This is a genomic window from Flaviaestuariibacter amylovorans (genome assembly GCF_039541815.1).
In the GTDB taxonomy this organism is placed as follows: Bacteria; Bacteroidota; Bacteroidia; order Chitinophagales; family Chitinophagaceae; genus Flavisolibacter; species Flavisolibacter amylovorans.
Window position 1 is genome coordinate 468,062 of sequence record NZ_BAABGY010000016.1, and the last position, 23,929, is coordinate 491,990.

Sequence of the window (23,929 nt, forward strand, 5' to 3'; positions counted from 1 at the left end):
TTCTGTTTTTTTATGTAAACGATCAGCGCACCAGCACCACGCGCGCGGTGCGCCAGCCTTCGTCGGCCACGAAGTACCGCAGCAGGTAAGTGCCCGAAGGGTAGGCGCCGAGCTGAATGCGCCAGCGGCGGGTCTTGCCGCCAGCGGTGAGGCGCTGCAGCACCTTGCCGGTGAAGTCGGTCACAAAGAGCTCGCGTACGCCGGCGGACGTCACCAGGTGGGCCACGTCGTGCGTGGGGTTGGGGTAAAGCTGCACCGAGCCGCTGTCGGCAATGGCCACGGGTACGGCCGCGGGAGCCGCCGGGTCGCAGGGAGCCACATAGCCCGCTTCGGCAATGAGGCGCTGCATCAGGTGGGCAAGGAGCTCTACCCGGAACTCGTCGGTGGTCGGCTTCAGGTGCTTGCCCCCGATGCCGCTGTCGTCGGTCAGGAACACATAGTTGCCATTGGTGGCCAGCGCCAGGCAGCGCATCAGGTATTCGGTGGGCTTGTCGATGCCGCTGCATACGACCGGGATGATGCGTACGCCAAGGGCAGCGGCCCGACGGGTGAGGGTGTCCATACGCCCGCGGGCCGCGTCGTGCGGGGGCGCATCCAGCACCAGGAACAGAAGGCGGCTCCGCGCCGCGGGCGACCACTGCAGCGAGTCGAGGGCGGTTGCCAGGGCGTCGTCCACGGCTTCGGGGAAGTCGCCGCCGCCGCCGGCCGACTGCGCACCCACGAACCGGAGCAGCGCTGCCGGGTCTTCGTCAAAATCGTGGTGCCGGGTGAGGTAGGCATCGGTATGGTCGCGGTAGAACACGGAGCCAACGCGGAGGCGCACCGGCCCCTGTAGTGCGCGGGCGCCGCTGATCACCTCCTTGAGCTCGGCCTGCAGGTAGGCGATCTCATCGCCCATACTGCCGGTGGCATCTACCACGAAAGCTACGTCCACCACGTCGGGCACGGCACAGCCCCCGGGCACGGCAAGCTGGTTCACGCCCAGGTGAAAGGGCAGGGCCTTGCGGCGCTCGGCACCCGCGCAGGCGATGGTGTAGGCTACACTGCCGTCGGCTCCACCGGCATCGGCCCAGAGCTCCGCCTTGCCGGTGTTGTCGGTCACGGCGCGCCACACGGTGTCGCGGGTGTCGGGATGCAGTAGATATACGGGTACCCCCACGGCCGGTCCGCGGCCGGCGTGCTGCAGCTGCGCACAGTAGCGCTGCCGGAAGCGCAGGCCCCAGCGCCCGCTCGTTGTCTGGAAGTCGGCTTCCTCGTAATCGCTCCAGAGCTTCCACTTTTTAAAGTCATTGAGCTCGCCGGCGGTGAGCTGCTTTCCGGATGGCGCGGGGAACGCGCCGTCGGTCCTGCCCGATCGTTTCACCAGTATCTCTCCCTTCCGCGGTGTGGCGCGCCCGTCCACCGAAAGCCCGGACACCTTACCGGAAAGATCGGCGCCGCGAACCCTGGCGGTGCTGTAACCGAGCTCTTTGGCGTGCCGTGCCGTGCCCAGAGCCGTGACCACTACTTCCGACAAACCTTCGCTGCCGCTACGGCCGAGCACCGCTTTAACGGCTTTGCCGGCACTCTTCTCATGGACCGGCAATGCCTGCTCGAGATAGCCGGCGGCGGAGAAGTGAAGGGTATCGGGCAGCCGGGCAACGCGGATCGTGAAGACACCGTTGACATCAGCAGTGACCGCATTTCGGGTACCCTTCTCCGTAACCGTGACGAACGGTATGGGATTGCCGCCCGGGTCGGTGACGGTGCCGCTGAGGGTATGGGGTTGTGCGGACGCAGCGCCCGCGAGCAGGCACAGGCAGAGTGCCGCCCAGATCAGTCGTAGGCTCATGTGCAGGGGGTTGTAAGAGGAAGAAATACAGGAGCCGCGGCGCTCTGATTATTAGACCGTTGGAAGAGGAGATCTGCTGCGTGCTTTCCATGCCAGCCGAAAAAAGACGCGCCTCCCGCCTTCGCTGAGCTCTTTGCTGCCCGTCAGGATAACATCGGCGGACGGAGTCAGAACGCAACCACCTTTTTCGCCTTGCTCCGCGCCCGGCCCTCGCCCACCTTTCGGTACAACCAGTCGGAGGCCCTTACGGAAAGGTGACCGATGGCGGCGCCCACGAGCACATCAGAGGCCCAATGCGCATTGTTGGTGATGCGGGACGCGCCTACCAGCGAAGCCAGCCCGTAACTGACCGGAGCCACCCAGCGTTTTTCGCGGTAGGCCAGGGCAAAGGCGGTGGCCGTAGCAAAGGCGGTAGCGGTGTGGGCCGACGAAAACGAGGTATGCCTGCGCGGGCCGCCGGGCCCATCGAAGCTGTTGTAAGCCGACCCGCTGCTGGGGCGGTGCCGCTGGATCCCGTATTTGAGCCGGCCCGTGGCGAAGTCGGACAGGGCGAGGCCGCCGGCCCAGATGGCGCTTGTGTGCCGCATTCGCTCGTTGCGCCGGCAGAAGCCCGCCACGGTCAGCGCGCCGCAGGCCATCCAGGCATAGCGGTCTTCGCCCAGGTGGCTGATCGCGCGCGACACGTCGCGCTCCGGGGCCGTGAGCTTGCTTTGGGTAAAGCGCCGGATGGCGGCGTCGCCGAAGCGATAGGTGACGGCCGTAAGGCCGGTATAGACGAGCACCTTGGCGCCGGTGCGCCAGCCGGACGCGGTCTTTGGCAGGGCAGGGATGTTCACGGGTGCGGGGATCGTGGAGTCGGCGGCCAGCAGGCGCAGGGGGGCCGGCAGCAGCAAAAGCGGCAGGAGTACGTGTTTCACAAGCAGTTGGTCGTTCCCGGAAGCTACAACTATTTTCCGGCACCTTGCCGGCGGGATCGTTCAACGAAGTTTGGCGTGCGCCGCGGGGCAAAAAAGCAGTTGCCGCCGGTGTACTGCGCCGCCACGGGCAGCATCCGGCAATGGGCGCGAAATGTGTTGCAGGAGGCCCGGCCGGAAAGCAGAGGCGTGCACCAATGCGGCTATGAGCTACGTGAGGATTCGCACGGTCAGGCAAAGGCCATCGCCACCGCCATGGCCCCGGCGCCCACGGTCAGTCCGGCGTACACCTCGAAGGGGTTGTGATCGCCGGTCACGAGGCGGGCGGTGCAGATGAGGCCGGTCACGAAAAAGCCGATCGACAGGTACAGGCCAAAGGAAAAAGGCGTATGCAGCGCCAGCACATAGAGAAAGGCCACCGCCACGCCGGCCGCCAGGGCATGCATCGAGATCTTGATCCAGGCATTGAGCACGAGACCCGCGGATGTGGCGAGGAATACCGCGAGCGAGAACCAGGCCAGCGGCTCGGGGAAAGAGCCCTGCTTGTGCAGCACGTACCACATCCAGAAATAATAGATGGTGCAGCCGATATAGGGGATGATGCGGTCCTTCTGCGACTGCAGGCGGATGGAGTCGACAAAGCCGAGCCCCTTGGCCAGCAGCACCGTCACCAGCGGGAAGAGGATGTACATGAGCGAGAAGGAGATCGCGAGGCGTCCCTTCTGCCCGGCGTCGAGCGTTACCGTGAACGGGCTCTCGTAGAGGAAGAAGAGCAGGATGTACACCGGGATGAAGAGCGGGTGGAGCAGCACCGACAGCCCCTGCGCCAGGGCGCGGAGAGCAGGATGGAATGGGTGGGGAGCTTCGGTGGTTGTGTTCATGCGGAGGGCAAAAGTAAGCAGGGAGGAGGAATTGGAGGGAGGAGTTTGGAGGGGAATACTTGATTAATTGAGTACATGAGTACTCGAGTACTTGAGGGGAGGGAAAAAGAAAAGGGAGGGATGATTGCTCATCCCTCCCCTCAAGTATTCTATTGTTCTATTATTCTATTATTCAAGTACTCCCTAAAGTTCTTTCCGCAGGCGCGCTACCGGGATGTTGAGCTGCTCGCGGTATTTGGCCACGGTGCGGCGGGCGATGTTGTAGCCTTTTTCCTGGAGGAGTTCGGTGAGGCGCTCGTCGGAGAGGGGCTTTTTCTTGCTTTCGCCTTCGATGAGGTCGGAGAGGATCTTCTTCACCTCGCGCGTCGATACCTCTTCGCCCGTGTCGGTGGTGAGCGATTCGGAGAAGAAGAACTTGAGGCGGTAGGTGCCGAACTCGGTCTGCACGAACTTGGAGTTGGCCACGCGGCTCACCGTGGAGATGTCGAGGCCGGTACGCTCGGCGATGTCCTTCAGGATCATCGGGCGCAGCGAGGTCTCGTCGCCGGTCATGAAGAACTCCTGCTGGTGGTTCATGATGGCCGTCATGGTGGAGAGGAGCGTATGCTGGCGCTGCTTGATGGCGTCGATGAACCACTTGGCGGCGTCGATCTTTTGCTTGATGAAGAGCACGGCCTCTTTCTGGCGGCGGTCTTTTTTCTGGCCGCGGTCGTACTCTTTCAGCATGTCGCGGTAGCCTTCGGAGATGCGCAGCTCGGGGGCGTTCTTGGAGTTGAGCGTCAGCTCGAGCTTGCCCGCGTTGTTGTAGATGAAGAAGTCGGGTACCACGTACGCTTCCGCCTTGTTGACCTCGCCCACGTTGCCGCCCGGCTTCGGGTTCAGCTTCGTGATCTGGATCATGACCTCCTTGAGGCCTTCGTCGGTAAGGTTGAGGCCGCGCTGGATCTTCTCGTAGTGCTTCTTGGTGAATTCGTCGAAGTAGCGGGTGAGGGCCTGGATGGCGATCTCCACTTCCTTGCCGTCGATCTTCTGGCGCTGGAGCTGGAGGATGAGGCATTCCTGCAGGTCGCGGGCGGCCACGCCCGGGGGGTCGAAGTTCTGGATGCGCTTGATGAGCGATTCCACTTCTTCGTCGGAGGTCATCACGTTCTGGCGGAAGGCGAGGTCATCCACGATGGCCGAGGTCTCGCGGCGGAGGTAGCCGTCCTCGTCGATGGAGCCGATGATCTGCTCCGCGATCTTATACTGGCGGTCGTCGAGGTTGAGCATACCGAGCTGGGCTTCGAGCTGCTCGTAGAAGGAGGTCTCCACGCGGTACGGGAGGGTGGTCTTTTCTTCCTGGTCGCCGTAGTTCTCGTCGCGCATCTTGTAGTCGGCGATGTCGTCGTCGCCTTCCGACACGTAGTCGGAGATGTCGATGTTCTCATAGGGATCGTCGGCAGAGTCGCCCTCCTCGTACTCGTCGGAGTCGTTGGAGGCGAACTCGTCGGGCGTTTCGTCGCCTTCGAAGCCTTCGTCGGTCAGCTCCAGGGCGGGGTTCTCCTCGAGCTCCTCCTTGATGCGGTCGTCGAGAATGGCAGTAGGCACCTGCAGCAGCTTCATCAGCTGGATCTGCTGGGGCGAAAGCTTTTGTAACAGCTTTTGTTGTAGACTCTGGTTCAGGCTCATAAAAATCCCTCTTTTCTGCGGCCGCGAAGGCGGTCTCTGGTTTCACTGCGTCAAGCCGTAAATTTACACCAAATCATTGGGGATGGACAGGCGGCTCTGCGGCTTAGGTTTTCTTTTACTAATGGGTTCCGGCGTTTCGGCGCAATTCCGCGCCCCATCGCCCCGGGACTCGTTCCCCATCTATCTTAAAAAAACTGTTCCACCGGACCGGGCCGTGCGCGGGTTGTCCTTTTTCTGCCGCACCGAGTTCCGCTTTCAGCAGGCCACCGGCAAAAGCCTCTTTATCCGGCTCGGCTCCAAGGAATATGTAGATTATTTGGAACAGAAACCGAATGCCCGCTTCGCGGGCATTCGGTGATCTCAGATCTCGGATGTCAGATCTGTGATCTGCTTAAAGTGCAAGAGTTCTTACTGGCTGCGGCCTTTCCTGGAATCGGAGCAACGGCTGTTCAGTTCAGGACTGGCGGTATAGAACGCGCGTCTCCAGATCAAAACGCTTCCATTGCTGTAGTACGGCCACGACCAGAAACAGATCACAGATCCGCGATCCCAGATCTGAGATCACTGCGCGGCCTTCGGCCGCGCAGGCAGCCAGGGCATCGGCGGCACTTCGGCGGGGAGGCGGTAGTGGTTGAGGCGGAGGGTATCGTTCCAGCCGTTGGGATTGCGCTCGAAGCTTTTCGAGGAAAAGTAAACGGAACCCTGGATCTCGGGGTAGCGCCGTAGGATTTCGATCTGCCGCGGGATCTGGTCCTTGCGGTGCCAGGCCGGGGCCTTCTCGTAAAAGCGGTAGATGCCGTGCCCGATGTACACGTGGCGGCCATAGGCATGTTTCGCCCACCAGTCTACCAGCGTGGCGTACTCGGCCCGCGGGTGGCCGATCTCCCAGTAGATCTGCGGCGTCACGTAATCGATCCAGCCTTCGCGGAGCCAGAGCAGGATGTCGGCATAGAGGTCATCGTAGTTGGTGACGCCGGCCTGCGTATTGGAGCCCTCCGGATCCTGGCTCTTGTTGCGCCAGACCCCGAACGGCGAGATGCCGAACTTCACCCAGGGCTTCGTGGCGCGGATGGCGCGGCCGATCTTGGTAATGATGGAGTCGGTGTTGGAGCGGCGCCAGGCGTCCTTCGTGAGGCCGTTGCCGTAGAGGCGGTAGGAGGCCGAGTCGGGAAACTCCTTGCCGGCGATGCGGTACGGGTAGAAGTAGTCATCCATGTGGATGGCGTCCACGTCGTAGCGTTCCACGATGTCTTTCACCACGTTCACCACCCATTGCTGGGCCTCGGGGTTGCCGGGGTCGAAATAGCGCGTGCTGCCGTAGGTCACAAACCACTCGGGGTGGAGGCGGGTGACGTGGGCCGGCGCGATGGAGGAGCTCCGCGTGCTGAATACCGCGCGATAGGGGTTGAGCCAGGCGTGGTATTCCATGCCGCGCTTATGGGCTTCCTCGATGCCGAACTGCATCGGGTCGTAGAAGGGCACGGGCGGGCGGCCCTGCTGGCCGGTGAGCCACTGGCTCCAGGGCTCGTAGGGCGAGGGGTAGAAGGCATCGGCGGCGGGGCGCACCTGCACCACCACGGCGTTCATGCCGTTGGCCTTGTGCAGGTCGAGCTGGCGGCGGAAGTCGATGCGCTGCGAGTCGGGGTTGTATTGCCCCCGTGCCGGCCAGTCGATATTGTCGACCGAGGCCATCCACACGCCGCGGAACTCGTACGCCGGGGCGGCCGGGCTGGCCGAGGTATCAGCGAAAGAGGCGGGCACCGAGTCGACGCGCGTCGTGTCCTGCGCGGTGGCTGCCGCCGCGAGGGCCAGGAAAAAGGTAGTGAGGAGGTGCTTCATGGTGGATACTGGGAGTGGGTTCTGATGGTTCTTTGGGTTTTGAAGGTCGGGGGTTTTGAAGGTCGGGGGTTTTGATGGGTTTTCGGCCGCTGCGTTTGGTGCGGTTTCGTTAAAAACGGAACAGTCGCGCCGCAAACGACCCCTTACCAATAAACAAATAGACTAATAGACCAATAAACGTCACCCCCGGAGCTGGTCGAGCATATTGGACAACTGGGTGGCTTCGGCTTCGGAGAGGCGGCCCATGATCTCCTCGATATGGTCGCCCTCCTTATCGATCTTCTCGAGCAGGGCGAGGCCCTTGGGCGAGATGGTGACGTCGACGAGGCGCTTGTCTTTGGGGCAGGTGCATTTCTGCACGAGCTCCTTGGCCACGAGGCGGTCCACGATGCGGGAGGTATCGCTCATCTTGTCGAGCATGCGCTCGCGGATCTGCAGGGTAGAGAGCGGTTCGGGTGCCGCGCCGCGGAGGATGCGCAGGATGTTGAACTGCTGGTGGGTGATGTCTTCGGAGGCGAGGAAGTGCTTGACGCGCTCCATGATCCAGCCGTAGGTATACAGCAGGTTGATCATCGCCTTTTGCTTGGCGGAGACGAATTTCTTCTGGTGAATGTCTTGTTCGATACCCATATAGCGTCGATAAAGGTAAGACCGTGCCGGTTAAGGAAACTTCAAGTTCAGCCGGATAAAAAAGCAGGCCAGCGGCCCGTTCGCTGCGCTCACGATTGCGCGTGGCGACGCGGCGATGAGCGGCTTTCTGATATTACCGGCCGCGAGCGGCCTGCTTTTCCTAAAGTTGGACGCGGGTTTCATCCCGCCGTTGGCGGGACAGGCTGCGGAGATGCGAAGACGAGGGGAGCGCGCAAAGAATGATGCTTTACGCGGAGTGGCCGTCATTGCGAGGCAGCAGGCCGCCGGAGGCAGGCCTGCAACGAAGCAATCGCCTGCGTTACGCGGAAAGATCGTAAAACGTGGCACCGCAGTAGCGCCAGAAAAATCAAGAGCAGGCAACAGTGCAGCTGTATGGGCAACAGGCCACTTCGTCGTGGCCTCACGCGTAACGTAGGAGATTGCTTCGCTGCGCTCGCAACGACAGTCGCCCGCGGCCGTCGGTAGTAAAGGAAAAGGACCGGTTAGGCACAGCCGCGCCGGTGAAGCATTCACGATTGCCGATTCACGATTCACGTTTCCCAAACCTTCACGCCCTCCGAGCAGTTCGCGCAGATATCGATATTGCTCCGGCTCTGCAGCACCTGGGAGCGGAACTGCTGGTACACGCCGCTGCGCCAGATCTGCCGGAACGAGCCTTCGCGCAGGTGGCCGAGGCGGTGCTGCGCGTCCTTGTCGAAGCAGCAGGGCACCACGGCGCCGTCCCAGGTGATCACCGGGTCGTGCCAGAGGCGCCAGCAGTGGTTGGCGTTGTTGCCCTTGAAGGCCATCTTGCCATCGGCGCCCTTTTTATAACGGCTGTACTTGTTGTTTTCCGGGATGAGTCGGTTGGGGTCGTTCTCGTAATCGTACACCTGCGCCGTCTTCAGCCATACGTCGTCGACGCCGATCTCTTTGGCAAGCGCCCGCACTTCCTCCACCTGGTGCTCGTTGTGGCGCACCACGAGGAACTGGAATACGATAAACGGTGTTTTGCTGTTCAGCTCCTTCTTCCATTTCACGATGTTGCGGGCACCTTCGAGCACTTTATCGAGGCGGCCGCCCACGCGGTACTGCTGGTAGGTCTCCTGCGTGGTGCCGTCGATGGAGATGATGAGGCGGTCGAGGCCGCTCTCCACGGTGCGGCGGGCCACGTCGTCCTTGAGATAGTGGGCATTGGTGGAGGTAGCCGTATAGATCCCCTTTTGCGAGGCATAGCGCACCATTTCGAGGAAGTCGGGGTTGAGGAAGGGCTCGCCCTGGAAGTAGAACACGAGGTAGGCCAGCTCGGGCGCCAGCTCGTCGATCGTTTCGCGGAAGAAATCTTTTTTGAGCATGCCCGTGGGGCGCGTGAAGGCGCGGAGGCCGGAGGGGCACTCGGGGCAGCGCAGGTTGCAGCTGGTGGTGGGCTCGAAGGAGATCGACACGGGCATGCCCCAGTGGATCGTCTTGCCGGTCCAGCGGCTCAGGTGGTAGGAGCTGTAGACCTTCAGCCCGTTCCAGGCGCGGCGTGGCGTGAGCTTCGATAGGAAGTTGAGGCTGTCGGTGAAGTTGAAGGGCATGCGCGGCGAAGATACAAGAACAACAAGGTTTAGGGGGTTTAGAAGGTTTAGGAGGTTTTCCGTCCAAAGGCTACCAGTGAAGTTCTCCGTGGGGTTGATTTTAGTCCGGGCAACCAGATTCGAAATGAAAAAGCCGGTCTAGAGGTATTGCCCATGCGTCGGCGGCAGCCAACCTCCTAAACTCCCTAAACCTTCTAAACCCCCTAAACCTTCTAAACCCCCTGAACCTTTCTCCCATTAGCTTTGCCGCATGCCCCCGCCGCGCCGCCGCCCTCCCTCGAAATCCGTTGCCCGCTCGCAGGTCTTCGCGCGGCGCTTTATCGCGCTCATGATCTTCCTGGCAGGCGCCGGGCTCGCCTGGCTGGCCTGGATGTGGTGGCGCACCGAAGACCTCCGCTCGGTACATTACCCCGAGTTCGGCATCACCATTCCGGCCCAGTACCCCATCCATGGCATCGACGTGTCGCGCTACCAGCAGGGCATCTCCTGGAAGGCCGTGCGCGAGATGAACAGCGACGGCATCCGCCTCGGCTTCGCTTTTATCAAGGCCACCGAGGGCGTTTCTTCTGTAGATCCCTACTTCAGGCGCAACTGGAAGCGGAGCCGCGACGCCGGCATCGTACGCGGCGCTTACCACTTCTTCCTGCCCGCCCGCAGCGGCCGCATCCAGGCCGAGCACTTCATCAAGACCGTAGCCCTCGCCCCCGGCGACCTGCCACCCGTGGTCGACATCGAAAATGCCGGCGGCCGCTCGCCCGCGGCGGTGCGCAAGGAGCTGAAGGCCTGGCTCGACATCACCGAGCAGTACTACGGCGTGCGGCCCATCATCTATACCTACCTCAGTTTTTACAACAACTACCTCGCGGGCCACTTCGACGAGTACCCGCTGTGGGTGGCGCACTACCTGCAACCGGAGCGGCCCCGCACCACGCGGCAATGGGCCTTCTGGCAGCACTCCGAGAGCGGGCGCGTCAACGGCATCCTTTCGAAGGTCGACTTCAACGTATTCAGCGGCGACTCGGCCGCCTTCCGTGCTTTATTGGTACCTTGAGCCCATGGATCAATACGAAGAAGGCGGAATGGACCCCAAGATGCGGCGGCACCTCAAAAAGGTGATGAACACGCTGTTCCTGGGGCTCTTCTGGATGTTCTTCATGACGCTCTTCGGCTTCGCGCTCGGCTGGGCCGTGCCCCTGCAAGGCGGCGTCGACGGGTTCAACATCTTCTTTTACCTCTTCGCCGTGGTCAGCTTCGCGGCACTGCTCCGGTATTACTACAAACTTTGGAAGTAGGCGGATGGCACGCAGAACACGCAGAACACACGGAAATTATTTGCTTTTCACTGCGTGTATTCTTTCCGGTAGCCCATTTTCCTAAGGGCGTGGGGCTTTATAGCTGCTTTTCCGCTAAAAATTCAAGCGGTTGATAGGGGAAGCTCTTTGGAGAAAACGCGGAAAATGGTTTTGAGAGTAATGCGGGTGCGGGTGCCAGTCACTGCAGCATCACCGGTTACACCGTCAGCCCTCCCTCTTACGCGTTTTATCCAAAAGGGCAGCACCTGAGTGGGGCCTCCACATTTAGAGGAAAACCGGCACCCGCGGCCGCCGCACCGAAAGAATGCAGGAATAAAAACAACCGCGTCCCCCACTAGTATTCCGCGTGTTCCGCGCATTCTGCGTGCCCCTTTCCCTAACTTGTTGCCATGAAACGCATCTTCCTCCTTTGCCTGCTCTTTGTGTCGCTGACCGTCGTCGCCCAGCACCGGGATGAAAAAGAGATCCGCGCGGTCCTGGGCAAGCAGGTCGTCGCCTGGAACCGCGGCGACCTGCCGGGCTTTATGGAAGGCTACTGGAAAAGCGATTCGCTGATGTTCATCGGCTCCAAGGGCCTTGAATACGGCTGGCAGGATATCCTCGGCAACTATGAAAAGGCATACCCCGATACGGTGGCGATGGGCAAGCTGACCTTCAACCTCCTGCACGTGAAGCGGCTCTCGCCCGAGTACTACTACGTGGTGGGCAAGTGGCACCTCGCACGCACGAAGGGCGACCAGGGCGGGCACTTCAACCTCCTCTTCCGCAAGATCAGGGGCCGCTGGGTGATTGTATCGGACCACAGCTCTTGATCTCAGATCTCGGATTTCAGATCTTTTTAAGGGGCTGTTCTCGAGGTTCCGGCAAGAGAGAAGGAACGCGGATCTTACGGATTTGATAGGATGAGCGCGGATGAGCACCTTCTGAACTTCAGGCGTTACCGCTGCCGCCTTCTTTCACCAGTAGGATTTTGAAGTACGATAAGGAATGCCGCACAGAAACAACCCATTACAAATAGACGAATAGATGCCGGCGCTCCGGCCGGCATGCAGACAAGCTACGCTTCGTCTGCACAAATAGACAACCCTCTACTTAGCGAAAACCTTAGCTTCTTCTTTTTCTTAGCGGTTAAAAAACACCTCTTTTGCTTCCAATGCCTTTCTCCGTTAAGAGTTGACCAAAGTCCTGTGTGCAGGTTCTTCCCGTCCGTAATTTCGCGCCATGTCGCGCAAACGCATCAACTACATCATCTTCTTCTCCCTCCTGTTCCTCGGCTTCGTGGGCGCCCTCGCCCTGTTCGTGCCCGACTTCTTCAAGAAGCGCATCCCGCCCGTGGCCGAAGTGCAGCCCTTTGCCTTCACCGACCAGGACGGCCGCACCGTAACGCAGCAGGACATCGCCGGCAAGGTCACGGCCGTCAACTTCTTCTTCACCACCTGCCGCGGCGTGTGCCCCAAGATGAACAACAACCTGAAGCCGGTGTACGAGGCCTTTAAGGGCCAGAAAGACTTCCTGCTCCTCTCCCACACCTCCGATCCCGAGTACGATTCCGTGCCCGTGCTGCGCCGCTATGCCGACTCGATGCAGGTGGATACCCGCCAGTGGCGCTTCCTCACCGGCCGCAAAGACTCGCTCTACAACGCCGCCCGCCGCTCCTACGCCATCGACGACCCCAACAACAACCTGCAAAGCCCCGCCGACGAATTCCTCCACTCCCAGTTCATCGCCCTGGTGAACCGCGAAGGCAAGGTGATGAAGATCTACGACGGACTAAAAGCCAATGAAATGCAGGAACTCCAGCGGGACGTTCGTAAATTGCTGGAGAAATAAACAGGCGCCGCATGGCCTCCAACCCACAGAAAACGACCGAGCTGAAGATCGCCGAGATCCTGCGGCGCAAGAACCTGAGCGTGACCGACTCGCGTAAAAAGATCCTTTCGATCTTCCTCTCGCACCCCGATGCCCTCGCCCATGGCGATATCGAGAAAAAGGCCGGCGAGAAGTTCGACCGCGTTACGGTATACCGCACCCTCCAGACCTTTGAGGAAAAGGGCATCCTCCACAGCATTCCCACCGCCGACAACTCGGTACTGTACGCCCTTTGCAAGGATTGCGGCGACGGCCATCACCACGATGACCACGTACACTTCATTTGCAGCCAGTGCCAGAAGACCTACTGCCTCGACGACGTCGTATCTCCGCAGATCGGCCTGCCCGACGGCTACCGCGCCGAAACGGTGCAGGTGCTGATCAACGGGGTGTGCAAGCATTGCGCGTAGCGCAGTTTGAAGTTTGTAGTTGTGCGTCGACTCTATACCTCCTGTTTCTTGTGGCTCCTGCTCACTGCCTGCGGGCAACGGTATACGCTGCGCGACATGCAGGGCCGGGAGGTCGACGTAACGTCGTACATACGCAGCGGCGCCTACCGGCCGGATAGCTGCGAAGGCCGCCTCGACCGGCTCGTACGCACCGGGATCCCGCGCCGGGATGCGGGCTTCAATGCCCGCCTGGTGCAAGCGTATCGAAGCTTTCGCCATTCCGGCGATCCGGACCTCGCCCGCCTGCCGGAACATACCGGCAATCCCGGCCGCCTCACGGAGTATTGGTACACGTATGTTCCCGATGATGCACCGGTAGACGTTTACCGCACCGTTATTGATACCGGAAACGGATCGCCCCTGCTGCTCTATATCCGGCTGGATGAACAACACCGGCTCTATGGGGGCTATTCCTTGAATCATTGGGTACAGAACGCCTGCGACCGGCAATAAAAAAAGGTACCCGGAGGCACCCCACTTCAAACGCCAAACGGCAAACTACAAGCTGTCCCGCTTCACCAGCTGCACCGTGGTGTCGTGCAGTACTTTGTACACGGCCATCACCTGCGCGCCGTCGGGCTGGGCATAGCCGAGGGTCAGACGCCTGCGCTTGCGGTCTACCTCCCAGAGGCCGAGGCCGGTGCGCTCCGGCAGGTTCCAACAGCAATAATCTTTCTTCGACGCATCATATACCCAAAGGTCGTACTGCTGGTTGGAGGCCCCGCTTTCCTGCGCATTGAAGAGCAGCAGGTCGGTGTGCCCGTCGAAGTTGATGTCCTGCGTCACGATGCGGCCGCCTTCGGAGAAATCATGGGTGACCCATCGCTCCGTGAGGTCAAGTTGGCGGACCGTGTCGGTACCCGGCAGGAGCGGCAGCTGGAAATGCTCTTCCTCTTTTTGCTTGAAGATGCGCTTCAGCGTAGGGTGCGTACAGCGCTTCACGTGCAGCGACTCGAGGCTTTCGCCGCGGTAGGTGAGTTCTCCTTCCCATACGTCGCCGTTGAGCGCTACGCGCAGCTTGCCGGTGCGCACGGGCCCTTCGGAATAGGCCGCGAAGCGCACCGCGCCGTCGGGGTGGCGCTGCGATACGGAGGGACGCTTCGCCGCCTCCTGGCAGGAGGCCAGCAACAGCAGGGCAAAGCCCGAAAAGAGGACAGGAACGAGCGTGGGAAGCCGCAGGGTTTTCATGGACGCAATAAAAGAGGTTGGGGAACAGCACAAAGGTCCGTGGTTTCCCGAACAAATACAAGTCCCGGTTGCCCGTTCATCAATAATTATGTGTTAAAGGAAATTTGCATGTGTGAGTGGTCGTGAGCTGTGAAGCGCGAACCCTCAATCGTGAATGTTTTGGCGACGCAAGCCGTCACGGTACTTCCGGACGAACTAGTCCGGATCGAAGTGCTCCTGACCATCCGCACCTTTCTCCAAAAAAACAGAGCCCCCAACGTTTGGGGGCTCTCTTCACGATTCACGATTGACGCTTCACGCTAGAAGGTGGCCTTCTGCTTTTCGCCGGGCGCTGCCGCCGGCACCGGTGCCTTTACGTATTTCTCCAGCCACTGGTGCTGCTCGTACATGAGGTGCAGCAGGTTCTCGCGGCCGCGGTAGCTGTGCGCCTCGTAGGGCAGCTGCACGTAGCGCACGGTGCCGCCATGGCCTTTCACGGCATTGTAGAGGCGCTCCGAGTTGATGGGGAAGGTGCCGGGGTTATCGTCGAGCTCGCCGTGCACCAGCAGCAGCGGCGTCTTGATCTTATCGGCGTAGGTGAACGGGCTCATCTCGGTATACAGCTCGCGGGCCTGCCAATAGGTACGGTCCTCGTTCTGGAAGCCGAAGGGCGTGAGCGTACGGTTGTAAGCGCCGCTGCGCGCGATGCCCGCACGGAACAGGTTGGTGTGCGCCAGCAGGTTGGCCGTCATGAAGGCGCCGTAGCTGTGCCCACCCACGGCCACCCGCTTCGGATCGCCCACGCCCATCGAAGCCAGCTTGCCAATGGCCGCCTCGGCGTTCAGCACGAGCTGCTCGCGGAACGAGTCGTTGGGCCGCTTGCCGCCCTTGCCTACGATGGGCATCTCGGCGTTGTCGAGCACGGCGTAGCCCTGCGTTACCCAGAACACGGGCGTGGCCCAGCTCACGGTGGTAAAGCGGTGCTGCGAGCCGCGTACCTGGGCGGCGTCGGAGGCATTGTTATACTCGCGGGGGTAGGCCCAGATGATCACCGGCAGCGGACCGTCGCGCTTCGGGTCGTAGCCCTTCGGCAGGTAAAGGTCGCCGGTGAGGTCTACCGAGTCGGCGCGCTGGTAGGATACCTTCTGCTTCGTGACGCCCTCGAGGCCCGGGTAGGGATTGGCGAAGGCGGTGAGCGCCTTTTCGGTGCCGGCCTTCAGGTCGCGGAGGTAGAAGTTGGGCGGCATCGTCTGGCTTTCGCGGCGGGTGAGCACGCGGAGGCGCTCGGCGTCGAGCACGTCGGCCACGTATTCGTACTGGCCCTCGGGACAGCGCCAAACGATCTTGCGCTCGCCGGTCTTGAGGTCGATGGTGGCGAGGAAGGGCAGGTCGCCCTTGGGCGTAGAGCCGGAGCTATTGTTGAACAGCAGCTTACTGCCACCCTCCACGAGCTGGAGCACGGGGCGGCCGTACTCGTTGCGGTGCGTCACGGCGTTGCCGGGGTTGTTGTAGGCGTCGAGCGTGCTCAGGTCGTAGAGCTTGCGCAGGTTGTTGGCCGACGGGTCGTACACGTGCACGCGGGTCGTTTGCTTGCCGCGGAGGCCTTCTTCCACGAGGGCCACGTTGCGGGTGCCCCACTGGGCGCCGCGATAGCGCATCTCGGTGCGGAACAGCTCCTGCGGGGCGCCGGTGAAGGGCGCGCTGAGCGCGTACACGGCGTCGTGGTGCGGCACTTGCTTGCGGATGAGGCCGCTGTCGAGGGGCATCGCCCAGGTAACGGTGGCGGGCGCATCGTCGCGCCAGTCGAAGCTGCGGGGCACGTTCTGGGTGTTGTCGTTGCCGGAGGGTGTGCTCTCTGAGGAGGGCAGCTCGGCGATCACTTTCACGGTCTTGCCGGTGCGGTCGAGGATGGATACGGTAGCCGGGAAGCCGCCGGCGGGCACGAGGTAAGAGAACGGACGGCTGAGGGCGCGCGCCAGCAGGTATTGCTTGTCGGGCGAGGGTGTGAGCGACGCGTAGAGACCCGGCGTGCCGATCTTCGTTTCAACGCCGCCGCGCCACTGCATCAGCTGCGACGTGGCGTAGAAGGCGAACACTTCTTCGTCGTGCGGCGAGGTGATGAGGTCCTGGTAGGTGCGGCTGGGCGCGGCCTTGCCGATGTTCTGCTGCACGTTGGGGCCTTTCGGAAGCGCGCGTTTCTTCGGCGCGGCCGAAGCGGGCTGGGTGGCCACCTTGTAGAGCAGGGTAGCGTCGTCGATCCAGGTAAAGGCGGAGCCCAGCGTCGAGTTGAGGGGCTGCTTATTGACGCGGGTCGCCTTTTGCGTGGCTACGTCTACCATGTACAGGTCTACACGGTCGTTGGCAGTGTGCAGGAAGGCGAGGCGGGTGCCCGCGGCGTTCCAGCTCGGGGCCGAGGCGGCGAGGCCGGCGGGGAGGCCCGTCACCGGAAATTCCTTTCCGCTGGCGATGTTCTTCAGCTTAAAGCCGCTGAGGAAGGTCTGGCGCGAGGGCGCGAAGTTGTTGGGGTTGAGGCGGAGGCCGGCGAGGCGCAGCTCGGGCTGGCCCAGCTCTTCCACCGACGGGTAAGAGTTGCGCTCGCCGAGGAGCATCCATTGTCCTTTGTCGTCGGTACTCACGAGCGGGGTCGGGCGGGCGAGCAGCAGGTCGGCGATGGCCTTCGGCGGCTGCTGGTACGATACGGCGTCCTGCGCGCGGGCCGACAGTGCGCCGCCGAGCAGGAAGAGGTAGAAAAAGCGTTTCATGTGCAGAAGGGAAATTTTGAGGGAAACAAGATACTCACTGCCAAGGTTCACGGCGCAATTGACCGCCGGTTTTTACCCGCGCTAGGTAAAAATGCCACCTTACCTGTAGCCGCCGCGCACTACAATCCTCTAAAAGCAGGCGCTTCGGTCTGCATTTAGAGGTGATCGGGTGGTATCGCGAAGGCGCGAAATCATTTGGACGCGCAGGGAGCAAAGGACGCAACGTCACACTCCAACTGTTCAAAAGATATTACTGCGCACTGACTTCCCGCCCGTCGTAGGCAGAGCGTCCCGCAAAGTGGGACATGCGCGAAGGGCTTACTGCAGTTTGCAGCAGTTCCTTAACTCCGATAGCGTAATCATCCCCCAACGCCAGCAGTCTTCTTCGCACCTTATGCTTATCACTTTTCAGGCACAATGCCGCTCAGGCAACAAGGGTGAGCACAGGAGTGGGGTGCCTCCGCGCATGTACCGCCCTGCGGGACGCTCCGCTTACGAAATGCAGGAGGCAACGAAAGGAAAGAGCGCATCTTGCGCCATCGCAAACTGCATAGCGCCCTTTTGCTCCTCCGCGTTCAACAAATCTCTCCGCGCCTTCGCGTTCAATATGCGGCTCCGTACGTTTGCCTTCACCCCACGAAAAACAACCATCGCACCGCGACGGCTTTCATTACCCTATGATGCAGGCGCTTCGGCCTGCATCCCCTCCGAAGCTTCGGAGCGAAGCGCCGGGACCCCGTTCTCGCATTATCCCATTACCTTCCCGTATGCGTTTCCTGCTCCTGCTCCTCTTACCGATGGCGGCCATCGCCCAATACCGCGAGTTCGGCGGCACGCCTGCCACGGCGCGGCAGGACTCGATCATGACCGTGCACCTGAAAGGGGGCGCCTGGAAGTATTCGTACCTGACGCCCGAATGGACGCAGCACATCGATGCCGGCCTCCGCGCCGATTCCACCATCGCCTACCTGTGGCAGCAGAAAGCAATGCCGCTGTTCAAGATGCGCAAGCACGACCTTGCCATGGAGTACCTCGACAAGGCCGTGCAGTACGACGCGCACTGGCTCGACTACCGCGCCTTCATGAAGTGCATCTTCGCGAAGCAATACCGCTCGGCGCTTCAGGACTTTGCAGCCGCGCGCGCCGCCAAAGGCAACGCCTCCGTGATGGACCACACCTACGATCTCTGGTCGGCCGTATGCCACCTGCAGCTGAACGAATCCGACAGCGCGCTCCGCCTCCTGCAGGCACAAATTAAGGAGCACGACGCCAAGGGCTGGACTCACCACCTCGACCTGTATTACCTCGGGATCGCTTATTACGAGACCGGGCGCTACCCCGAAGCGCTCGCCGCCTTCGACCGGGCCATCGCCAAATACAGCCAGTTCTCCGATGCGTATTTCTACAAGGGCAAATGCCTCGGGCAACTGGGCCGCAACGAGGAGGGCCTCCGCGTTATCCGCCAGGGCAAGGTCTTTTACGAGAAAGGATACAGCATCAACGAAGACAACTCCATTTACGAAACCTATCCCTACCAGGTGGCCTGGCGCTGGAAGAGCGTGAAGTAGTAATGTGCTAATGAGTTAATGTGCTAATGTGCTAGTGGGGTAATGTGCTGATGGGGTAATGCAGGAAGGGAATTGAAGCCGGGCGGGCGCAGCTTGCAAGCACTTTTCCGGAGGAAAGAAGGGCTGCGCCTGCGGTAGAAAGAAGCCTTGACGCGTGCGGAGCAGTCCTCCTGGTTCAGGCAAGGTAGATCTCGATGCGCTCCTTGTTTTTGCCCTGCCGGTCTCTTTTGAGACGCAAGGCGCCGATCTCGCCCGTGGTTCGTATATGGGTGCCGCCGCAGGGAACCTGGCCAAACCCCTCGATCCTCCAGTAGCGGATCTCCTTAGCCACGTCACTGAACGCACTTTGGATCGGCTTGTTCGCCGCGATCAGCGCGCCTGCCTTTGCCTCCAGCACGGGAAAGATTTCCGAGATATTCGTTGCCCACACGAAATCGATGCGCGCCTTCTCGGAGGTGATGTTGGCGCCGATCTTTTCCGGCTGGTTGAAATACTGGTTAACTAACTCCAGGATGACCTCCGCCGCAAAATGCAGCTTCATGATCCGGTAGCGCTTCTCCCAGTCGATGGCCACGGGCACCCGGTCGCCGGTCCTGAGGCCGTGGCCCTCATCGAGCGTATAGTAGATCTCCAGGCCCCGCTTCTCTGCCTGCACGATCCGGCAGCCGCCGATGGTTCCGTCGTCGGATTGCTGCCCTCCCGAGAAAGCGTACGCGATCGTGTCCTGCAGCGTTACTACGTTGCCGTCAACGCCCGTGACCACCGTTTCTATTTCGGCCAGGTAGGGGTCGTCCCAGAACAGTTTGTGTACAGGCATCGTGCGCAGGTTTGTGAGGTGATGCACGCCGGGCATACCGGAACGGGCGGTACAAAGGAACCAAAAGCCATGTGAGACGAAGGCATACAGTCCTTCGAATTATGCGCGTGAAACTGTTATGGCACACCGCCAAAAAAAGCCGTCGCGGTGCGACGGCTTTTCATCAGCCCATTAACTCATTAGCACATCAGCACATTAGAATTTCAGCAGCTGCCGCTGCACGCTCTCCCCTGTCCGTGTGTCGGTGAGCTGGATCACGTATTGTCCTGAAGGCAATCCGCCGAGGTGCAGCGTCACCGTATTTCCACGGAAGGCCACGGGGCGCAGCGCGGGGGCGCCCGAAGGGTGCAGCAGCGTAGCCGTCACCGATGCCGGGGAACCGCTATAGCTCACCGTCACCTGTTGCCGCGCCGGGTTGGGGCTAACGCCGATCGTAGCGCCGCGCAGCGTGCCCCCGTCGCCGGAGCAGTCACCCGCCTGTGTCACCGAGCAGGACTGCACCCGGATGCGGAACACGATGGCTTTGCCGGTGCAGCCGCCGCCCTGCGGCACTACGCGAATGGTGGCGATGCCGGTGGCCGTCGGCATGAACGACGGGATGCCGCCCGTGCCGCTCGCCGGCAGCCCGATGGAAGGATTGTCGTTGGTCCAGCTATACGAAGCCGCCGTGCCGCTGAAACCGATGGGACTGCTCATGCTGCCGAGGCAGAAGAGGGCGTTCGGTACCGGGTTCACCGTCGCCTGCGGCAACACCGTGAGCCCGGTGGTGGCCGCGGCGCTGCAGCCGCCGGTGGCCCCCACGCTGTAAGTGATCGTGTACGTACCCGGCTGCGAGGCTGCGAGGCTTACGGTACCGGTCTGCGCATCGAGGGCGAGGCCGGCCGGCGCTGCGCTGAAGCTGCCGCCGCCCGAGCCGGTGCGCCGCACGAAGGCACGGCCCGTGCGGCAATACGACGACTGTCCATAGCTGATGGCGCCCGCCGCCGGCGATACGCCGATCGTAAAGGTCTGCGGGGCGCCGCTGCAGCCACCGAGGCGCGGCGTTACCCTGATCGTTGCCGATTGGGGCACGCCGCTTTCGTTGCGGGCTACGAACGAGGGAATATTGCCCGACCCGCTGGCACCGAGCCCGATGGAGGGGTTATCGTTGGTCCAGCCATATACCGTGCCCGGGGCGCCGCCCGTAAAGGTCACGGCGGCCGTAGTGCCGCCCGCGCAGAGCGCCTGGCTGGTCACCGCCTGCACCGTGGGTGCGGGGTTGACGGTAATGCGGAACACGACGGGCTTCAGCACACAGCCGGTGCCGCCCGCTGGCTGCACGGTGATGGTGGCGGTTTCGGCGCTGCTGCCTGTCGTTTGCGCCGTGAAGGCCGGGAGGCCGCCCGTGCCGCTGGCCGGAAGGCCGATCGCGGGGTTGCTGTTGGTCCAGCTGTACGTGATCCCCGGGGGGCCGCTGAAGGAGGTGTTGGGTACAGAAGCGCCGGCGCACAGCACGCGGTTCGACACGTTGCTTACCAGCGATGCCGGCCGGATGCTGACGGTTGCCGTGGTGCCGCCGCCGCCGTAGGTGTAGGTAACGGTGTAGGTACCTGCTACCGAAGCGGCGAGGTCGATGGCGCCGGTGCCGGCATCGAGGGACAGGCCTGCGGGCGTAGCCGAGAAGCTGCCGCCGGCGGTACCGGTCAGGGCCGGGAGCACGGTGCCGCTGCTGCCGCAGTAGGGCGCCCCGGCATAGCTGATGCCGGCGCCGCCGGGGCTATCGTTCAGGAGCCGTACCAGGTGCACCCGCGGCGACCCGTTGTAGGTCGAGAACAGCCCCCCTGCCACGATGCGGTCGCCCGCCGGCGTGATCGATTGTATGCGCCCCGTGTTCAGTCCGAGCGCGGTGCCCGTCGTAAAGCTGCCGTCCCCGCTTCCGTCCGGATGCAGGCGGAGCAGGCCACCCGGCGCGGTGGCACCGAAGCCTTGCTGCGTACCCACCAGGATCCGGCCATCGGGCTGCAGGGCCATCGCCGTTACAGGGAGCGAGGCCACCCGCGTATTGAAGGCGGTATCCGCCGAGCCGTCGGCGTTCAGCCGCAGCAGCAGCGAGCCGGACCCGGGATAGAGAACGCCCCGCAGCAGCACCTTGCCATCGGCCTGCACAGCCATGCCCGAGGGGTAGAAGCCCGCCGGAAGGCTGGGCTGGAAGCCGGCATCGGCGCCGCCACCCGCGGTAAAGCGGCCCAGGTACGGGGCCCGGTCCACCGAACCGCTGTCGCCCAGGAGCAGCACCTTTCCATCGGCCGCCACCGCGAGGTGCTGTAACAGGAAGTCGGCGGGCAGGGCCGGCGCGAAGGGTGCTGCCGCGCTGCCGTCGGCGTTAAGGCGGTAAAAGCTGTTGACGGCCCCGTCGCCCCCGAACAGCAGGATCCTGCCATCGGGCCCGAGGTCCAGCGCAAACACGTTGATCCCGGCCGGCACCGCCGGGTTGAAGGCCGCATCCCTTGACCCGTCGGGCTGCAGGCGGGTGATCCCCGAAGGAATACCGGCGCCGCGGAAGCCGCCGGCGAGCAGCAGCCGGCCATCCGCCAGCGGCCGCAGGAAGCCGACCTCGTCGCGCACAGCGGGATGATAGGCGGTATCGAAGGAGCCGTCGGCGTTGAACCGGACGAGCTGGCTCGTAAAACCACCTTCGGTCAGCACCTTTCCATCGGGTTGTACGGCCGTCTGCTCCACCGGCAGCGACACGAACCCGGGGTTGAAAGCGGCATCGCGGCCGCCGTCGGCGTTGAGGCGCAGGAGGCGCGCATGGTCGATGCCGCCGATCGTGAACCGGCCGGCCACCAGGGCACGGCCATCGGCACCGGGCGCCACATCATGCAGCATCCCGTTGGTGCCGCTGCCCGGAACAAAGCCCGCATCCACCGAGCCGTCGGCATGGAGGCGCGCCACGTGGTGCCGGGGCTGCCCGTCATAGGTGGAAAAGAATCCCTGGACCAGGACCTTTCCATCGGCCTGCAGGGCGAGGTGCACCACCACGTTATCGGCGCCCGCCCCGGTGTTGAAGCCCGCATCCACCGATCCGTCGGTATGGAGCCGGGCGACGCGGTTGCGCGGCACCCCGTTATAGGTGGTGAAGTCGCCCACCACGAGGATGCGTCCGTCGGGCTGGAGGGCGATCGACCAGGCCTTGTTGTTGTCGCCGATGCCGCTGCCGAGCTGGAAGCTTGGGTCGAGGGCGCCGCCCGGTTGCAGGCGCGCCACGGCGAGGGGGTAGGCACTGCCCGGCGTGGCCAGGCTGCCCGCCAGCAGCAGCTTCCCGTCGGGCTGGAGGGCGAGGTCGTAAATATCGCCGGCCGTTGCCCTCTGCACGAAGGCCGGGTCGGGCGAGGCGTCGGGGTTCAGGCGCAGCAGGTTCGAATAATTGCCGTTGCCGTCGGGGAAGCGCCCGCCCGCCAGTACGCCGCCGCCGGGCAGCGGGAGGATGGCCGACAGGTAGGTATCGTCATTGTCCGGGAGGTACTGGAAGGAGGGGTCGGTACTGCCGTCGGTGAGGAGGCGCAGGATCGCGGGCTGGCCGTTGTAGACCGTCAGCAGGAGGATCTTGCCGTCGGGCTGCAGCGCGATGTCGGGCGAGTAGGGCCCGTCGTTGGAGAAACCGGAGGCGCGGAAGGAGCTATCGCGGGTGCCGTCGGGGTGATAGCGCAGCACGGTGCTGCCGGCGCTGGAATAGCGCGCGCCGTATACCAGCAGCTTGCCGTCGGCCTGCGTCAGTACGCGGTAGATGGTGCCCAGCTCCCCCGTGGCCGGGGTAAAGCTGTGATCGACGCGGCCCGGCTGGGCAAGCGAAGCGGTGCCGAGGCAGAGCACCAGGAGGAGGAACAACAGGTGTTGTTTCATGGTTGTCGGGGTTTGAGGTTAAGGGAGTTGGGAAGCGAGCAGGCGGGGCCGCTGGCCCGGTCAGGGCGGAAGGGGAGCACGGAAGGAGGTTTTTTTTCATACCGTCGGTTGATGCATGAGCGATCGGTTGCCGGCACCGGGTGCTGCGGGCAGGAGGTCAGTTTTCAGAAGGGATGGATCGATCTGTGGCCGCTGCGCTCCTGTCTTCGGATTCAGCTCATCGGCAAGCACACGGGTAGCGTAAGACGTGGTAGCTGCAGCAAAAAAAGCGCCTCGTTTTACCGGAGCGCGCCGGATACCTTTTTACCGGATCGCCTCCCGCAATAACCTTAGGAGGAACATGCGTACGGCCCGAGATCCGGTGAGGGAAGAGTTTCCGGAACAGCTTCGGAGCCGATCGATGGAGCGCCCGTTGTTGAAGGGAGGCCCGGCACGGGAACGCCAAGACGCGAAGTACACAGGAGCGCAAAGGAGGCCGAGGACGCTACGTACTTGCTTTACCGTGCACCGACTCCCTGGCTCTTCCCGGCTGTCCTCTCTGCGTAAGGCGAAGCGTCCTGCTGCGCAGGACATGCGCGAAGGCCTCACTACGGATCATTACGTTTCCTTTATCCGATCTGCGTGCGCCGGACGCTCTGACCAATGGCCGGAACGGGTGCGGAGTGCCTCGCGCATGTCTCGCCCGGGCGAGACGCATTGCCTTACGACAGACTACAGGAATGGGAACACAGCAACAACCAGTTGGAAGAACACTACGTC

19 protein-coding genes are annotated in these 23,929 nt (G+C 62.4%); 8 read left to right on the forward strand and 11 right to left on the reverse strand.

The window, feature by feature from the left end; all coding sequences use genetic code 11:
- Window positions 1-22: 22 nt before the first annotated feature.
- The 4 genes from ABD937_RS21690 to rpoN form a co-directional block, all read right to left on the reverse strand.
- On the reverse strand, window positions 23-1,831 hold the full coding sequence (locus ABD937_RS21690) for a carboxypeptidase regulatory-like domain-containing protein (protein WP_345258078.1): 1,809 nt from the start codon (window positions 1,829-1,831) through the stop codon (window positions 23-25).
- A gap of 167 nt (window positions 1,832-1,998) precedes the next feature.
- The gene (locus ABD937_RS21695; protein ID WP_345258079.1) at window positions 1,999-2,748 is read right to left on the reverse strand and encodes a phosphatase PAP2 family protein; all 750 of its coding nucleotides are present in this window, start codon (window positions 2,746-2,748) and stop codon (window positions 1,999-2,001) included.
- A 227-nt stretch (window positions 2,749-2,975) separates the two neighbouring features.
- Entirely contained in the window at window positions 2,976-3,626 is a 651-nt protein-coding gene (locus ABD937_RS21700) for a hypothetical protein (protein WP_345258080.1), read from the reverse strand.
- A 183-nt stretch (window positions 3,627-3,809) separates the two neighbouring features.
- The gene (gene rpoN / locus ABD937_RS21705; RefSeq protein WP_345258081.1) at window positions 3,810-5,294 is read right to left on the reverse strand and encodes an RNA polymerase factor sigma-54; all 1,485 of its coding nucleotides are present in this window, start codon (window positions 5,292-5,294) and stop codon (window positions 3,810-3,812) included.
- Between the two features lie 82 nt (window positions 5,295-5,376).
- Here rpoN and ABD937_RS21710 point away from each other — a divergent pair, with 82 nt between their 5' ends.
- On the forward strand, window positions 5,377-5,652 hold the full coding sequence (locus ABD937_RS21710; RefSeq protein WP_345258083.1) for a hypothetical protein: 276 nt from the start codon (window positions 5,377-5,379) through the stop codon (window positions 5,650-5,652).
- 203 nt (window positions 5,653-5,855) lie between these two features.
- On the opposite strand, the gene ABD937_RS21715 is transcribed toward ABD937_RS21710, so the two are convergent.
- The 3 genes from ABD937_RS21715 to ABD937_RS21725 all read right to left on the reverse strand — a co-directional run bounded on the left by ABD937_RS21715 (window position 5,856) and on the right by ABD937_RS21725 (window position 9,343).
- Window positions 5,856-7,133: a glycoside hydrolase family 10-like protein gene (locus ABD937_RS21715; RefSeq protein WP_345258084.1), complete on the reverse strand. Its 1,278-nt coding sequence runs from the start codon at window positions 7,131-7,133 to the stop codon at window positions 5,856-5,858.
- 180 nt (window positions 7,134-7,313) lie between these two features.
- Window positions 7,314-7,763 (reverse strand): MarR family winged helix-turn-helix transcriptional regulator, encoded by a 450-nt coding sequence (locus tag ABD937_RS21720; protein WP_345258086.1) that lies wholly within the window; start codon window positions 7,761-7,763, stop codon window positions 7,314-7,316.
- Between the two features lie 551 nt (window positions 7,764-8,314).
- Window positions 8,315-9,343, reverse strand: a complete 1,029-nt coding sequence (locus ABD937_RS21725; protein ID WP_345258087.1) for a radical SAM/SPASM domain-containing protein — start codon at window positions 9,341-9,343, stop codon at window positions 8,315-8,317.
- Window positions 9,344-9,593: 250 nt separating this feature from the next.
- Here ABD937_RS21725 and ABD937_RS21730 point away from each other — a divergent pair, with 250 nt between their 5' ends.
- The 6 genes from ABD937_RS21730 (at window position 9,594) to ABD937_RS21755 (ending at window position 13,427) form a co-directional block, all read left to right on the forward strand.
- Window positions 9,594-10,394, forward strand: coding sequence for a glycoside hydrolase family 25 protein (locus tag ABD937_RS21730; RefSeq protein WP_345258088.1), 801 nt, complete (start codon window positions 9,594-9,596; stop codon window positions 10,392-10,394).
- A 4-nt stretch (window positions 10,395-10,398) separates the two neighbouring features.
- Complete coding sequence (locus ABD937_RS21735; RefSeq protein ID WP_345258090.1) at window positions 10,399-10,635, forward strand: hypothetical protein; 237 nt, start codon at window positions 10,399-10,401, stop codon at window positions 10,633-10,635.
- 410 nt (window positions 10,636-11,045) lie between these two features.
- Window positions 11,046-11,468, forward strand: coding sequence for a YybH family protein (locus ABD937_RS21740; RefSeq protein ID WP_345258091.1), 423 nt, complete (start codon window positions 11,046-11,048; stop codon window positions 11,466-11,468).
- Between the two features lie 409 nt (window positions 11,469-11,877).
- The gene (locus ABD937_RS21745) at window positions 11,878-12,486 is read left to right on the forward strand and encodes an SCO family protein (protein ID WP_345258092.1); all 609 of its coding nucleotides are present in this window, start codon (window positions 11,878-11,880) and stop codon (window positions 12,484-12,486) included.
- An 11-nt stretch (window positions 12,487-12,497) separates the two neighbouring features.
- Complete coding sequence (locus ABD937_RS21750; RefSeq protein ID WP_345258093.1) at window positions 12,498-12,935, forward strand: Fur family transcriptional regulator; 438 nt, start codon at window positions 12,498-12,500, stop codon at window positions 12,933-12,935.
- 21 nt (window positions 12,936-12,956) lie between these two features.
- Entirely contained in the window at window positions 12,957-13,427 is a 471-nt protein-coding gene (locus tag ABD937_RS21755) for a hypothetical protein (RefSeq protein ID WP_345258094.1), read from the forward strand.
- Window positions 13,428-13,472: 45 nt separating this feature from the next.
- Here ABD937_RS21755 and ABD937_RS21760 read toward each other — a convergent pair whose 3' ends face one another.
- Window positions 13,473-14,162 carry an XAC2610-related protein gene (locus tag ABD937_RS21760; protein ID WP_345258096.1) on the reverse strand — a complete coding sequence of 230 codons (690 nt, stop codon included), beginning with the start codon at window positions 14,160-14,162 and terminating at the stop codon, window positions 13,473-13,475.
- 299 nt (window positions 14,163-14,461) lie between these two features.
- On the reverse strand, window positions 14,462-16,903 hold the full coding sequence (locus ABD937_RS21765; protein ID WP_345258097.1) for a S9 family peptidase: 2,442 nt from the start codon (window positions 16,901-16,903) through the stop codon (window positions 14,462-14,464).
- A gap of 767 nt (window positions 16,904-17,670) precedes the next feature.
- Here ABD937_RS21765 and ABD937_RS21770 point away from each other — a divergent pair.
- Complete coding sequence (locus ABD937_RS21770) at window positions 17,671-18,471, forward strand: tetratricopeptide repeat protein (RefSeq protein WP_345258098.1); 801 nt, start codon at window positions 17,671-17,673, stop codon at window positions 18,469-18,471.
- Window positions 18,472-18,646: 175 nt separating this feature from the next.
- Here the strand turns inward: ABD937_RS21770 and ABD937_RS21775 are convergent, their stop codons facing one another.
- Both ABD937_RS21775 and ABD937_RS21780 read right to left on the reverse strand, forming a co-directional pair.
- Window positions 18,647-19,288: an alanyl-tRNA editing protein gene (locus ABD937_RS21775; RefSeq protein WP_345258099.1), complete on the reverse strand. Its 642-nt coding sequence runs from the start codon at window positions 19,286-19,288 to the stop codon at window positions 18,647-18,649.
- Between the two features lie 195 nt (window positions 19,289-19,483).
- A complete protein-coding gene (locus tag ABD937_RS21780; protein WP_345258100.1) occupies window positions 19,484-23,170 on the reverse strand; it encodes a hypothetical protein in 3,687 nt (1,228 codons plus the stop codon).
- Window positions 23,171-23,929: the final 759 nt, after the last annotated feature.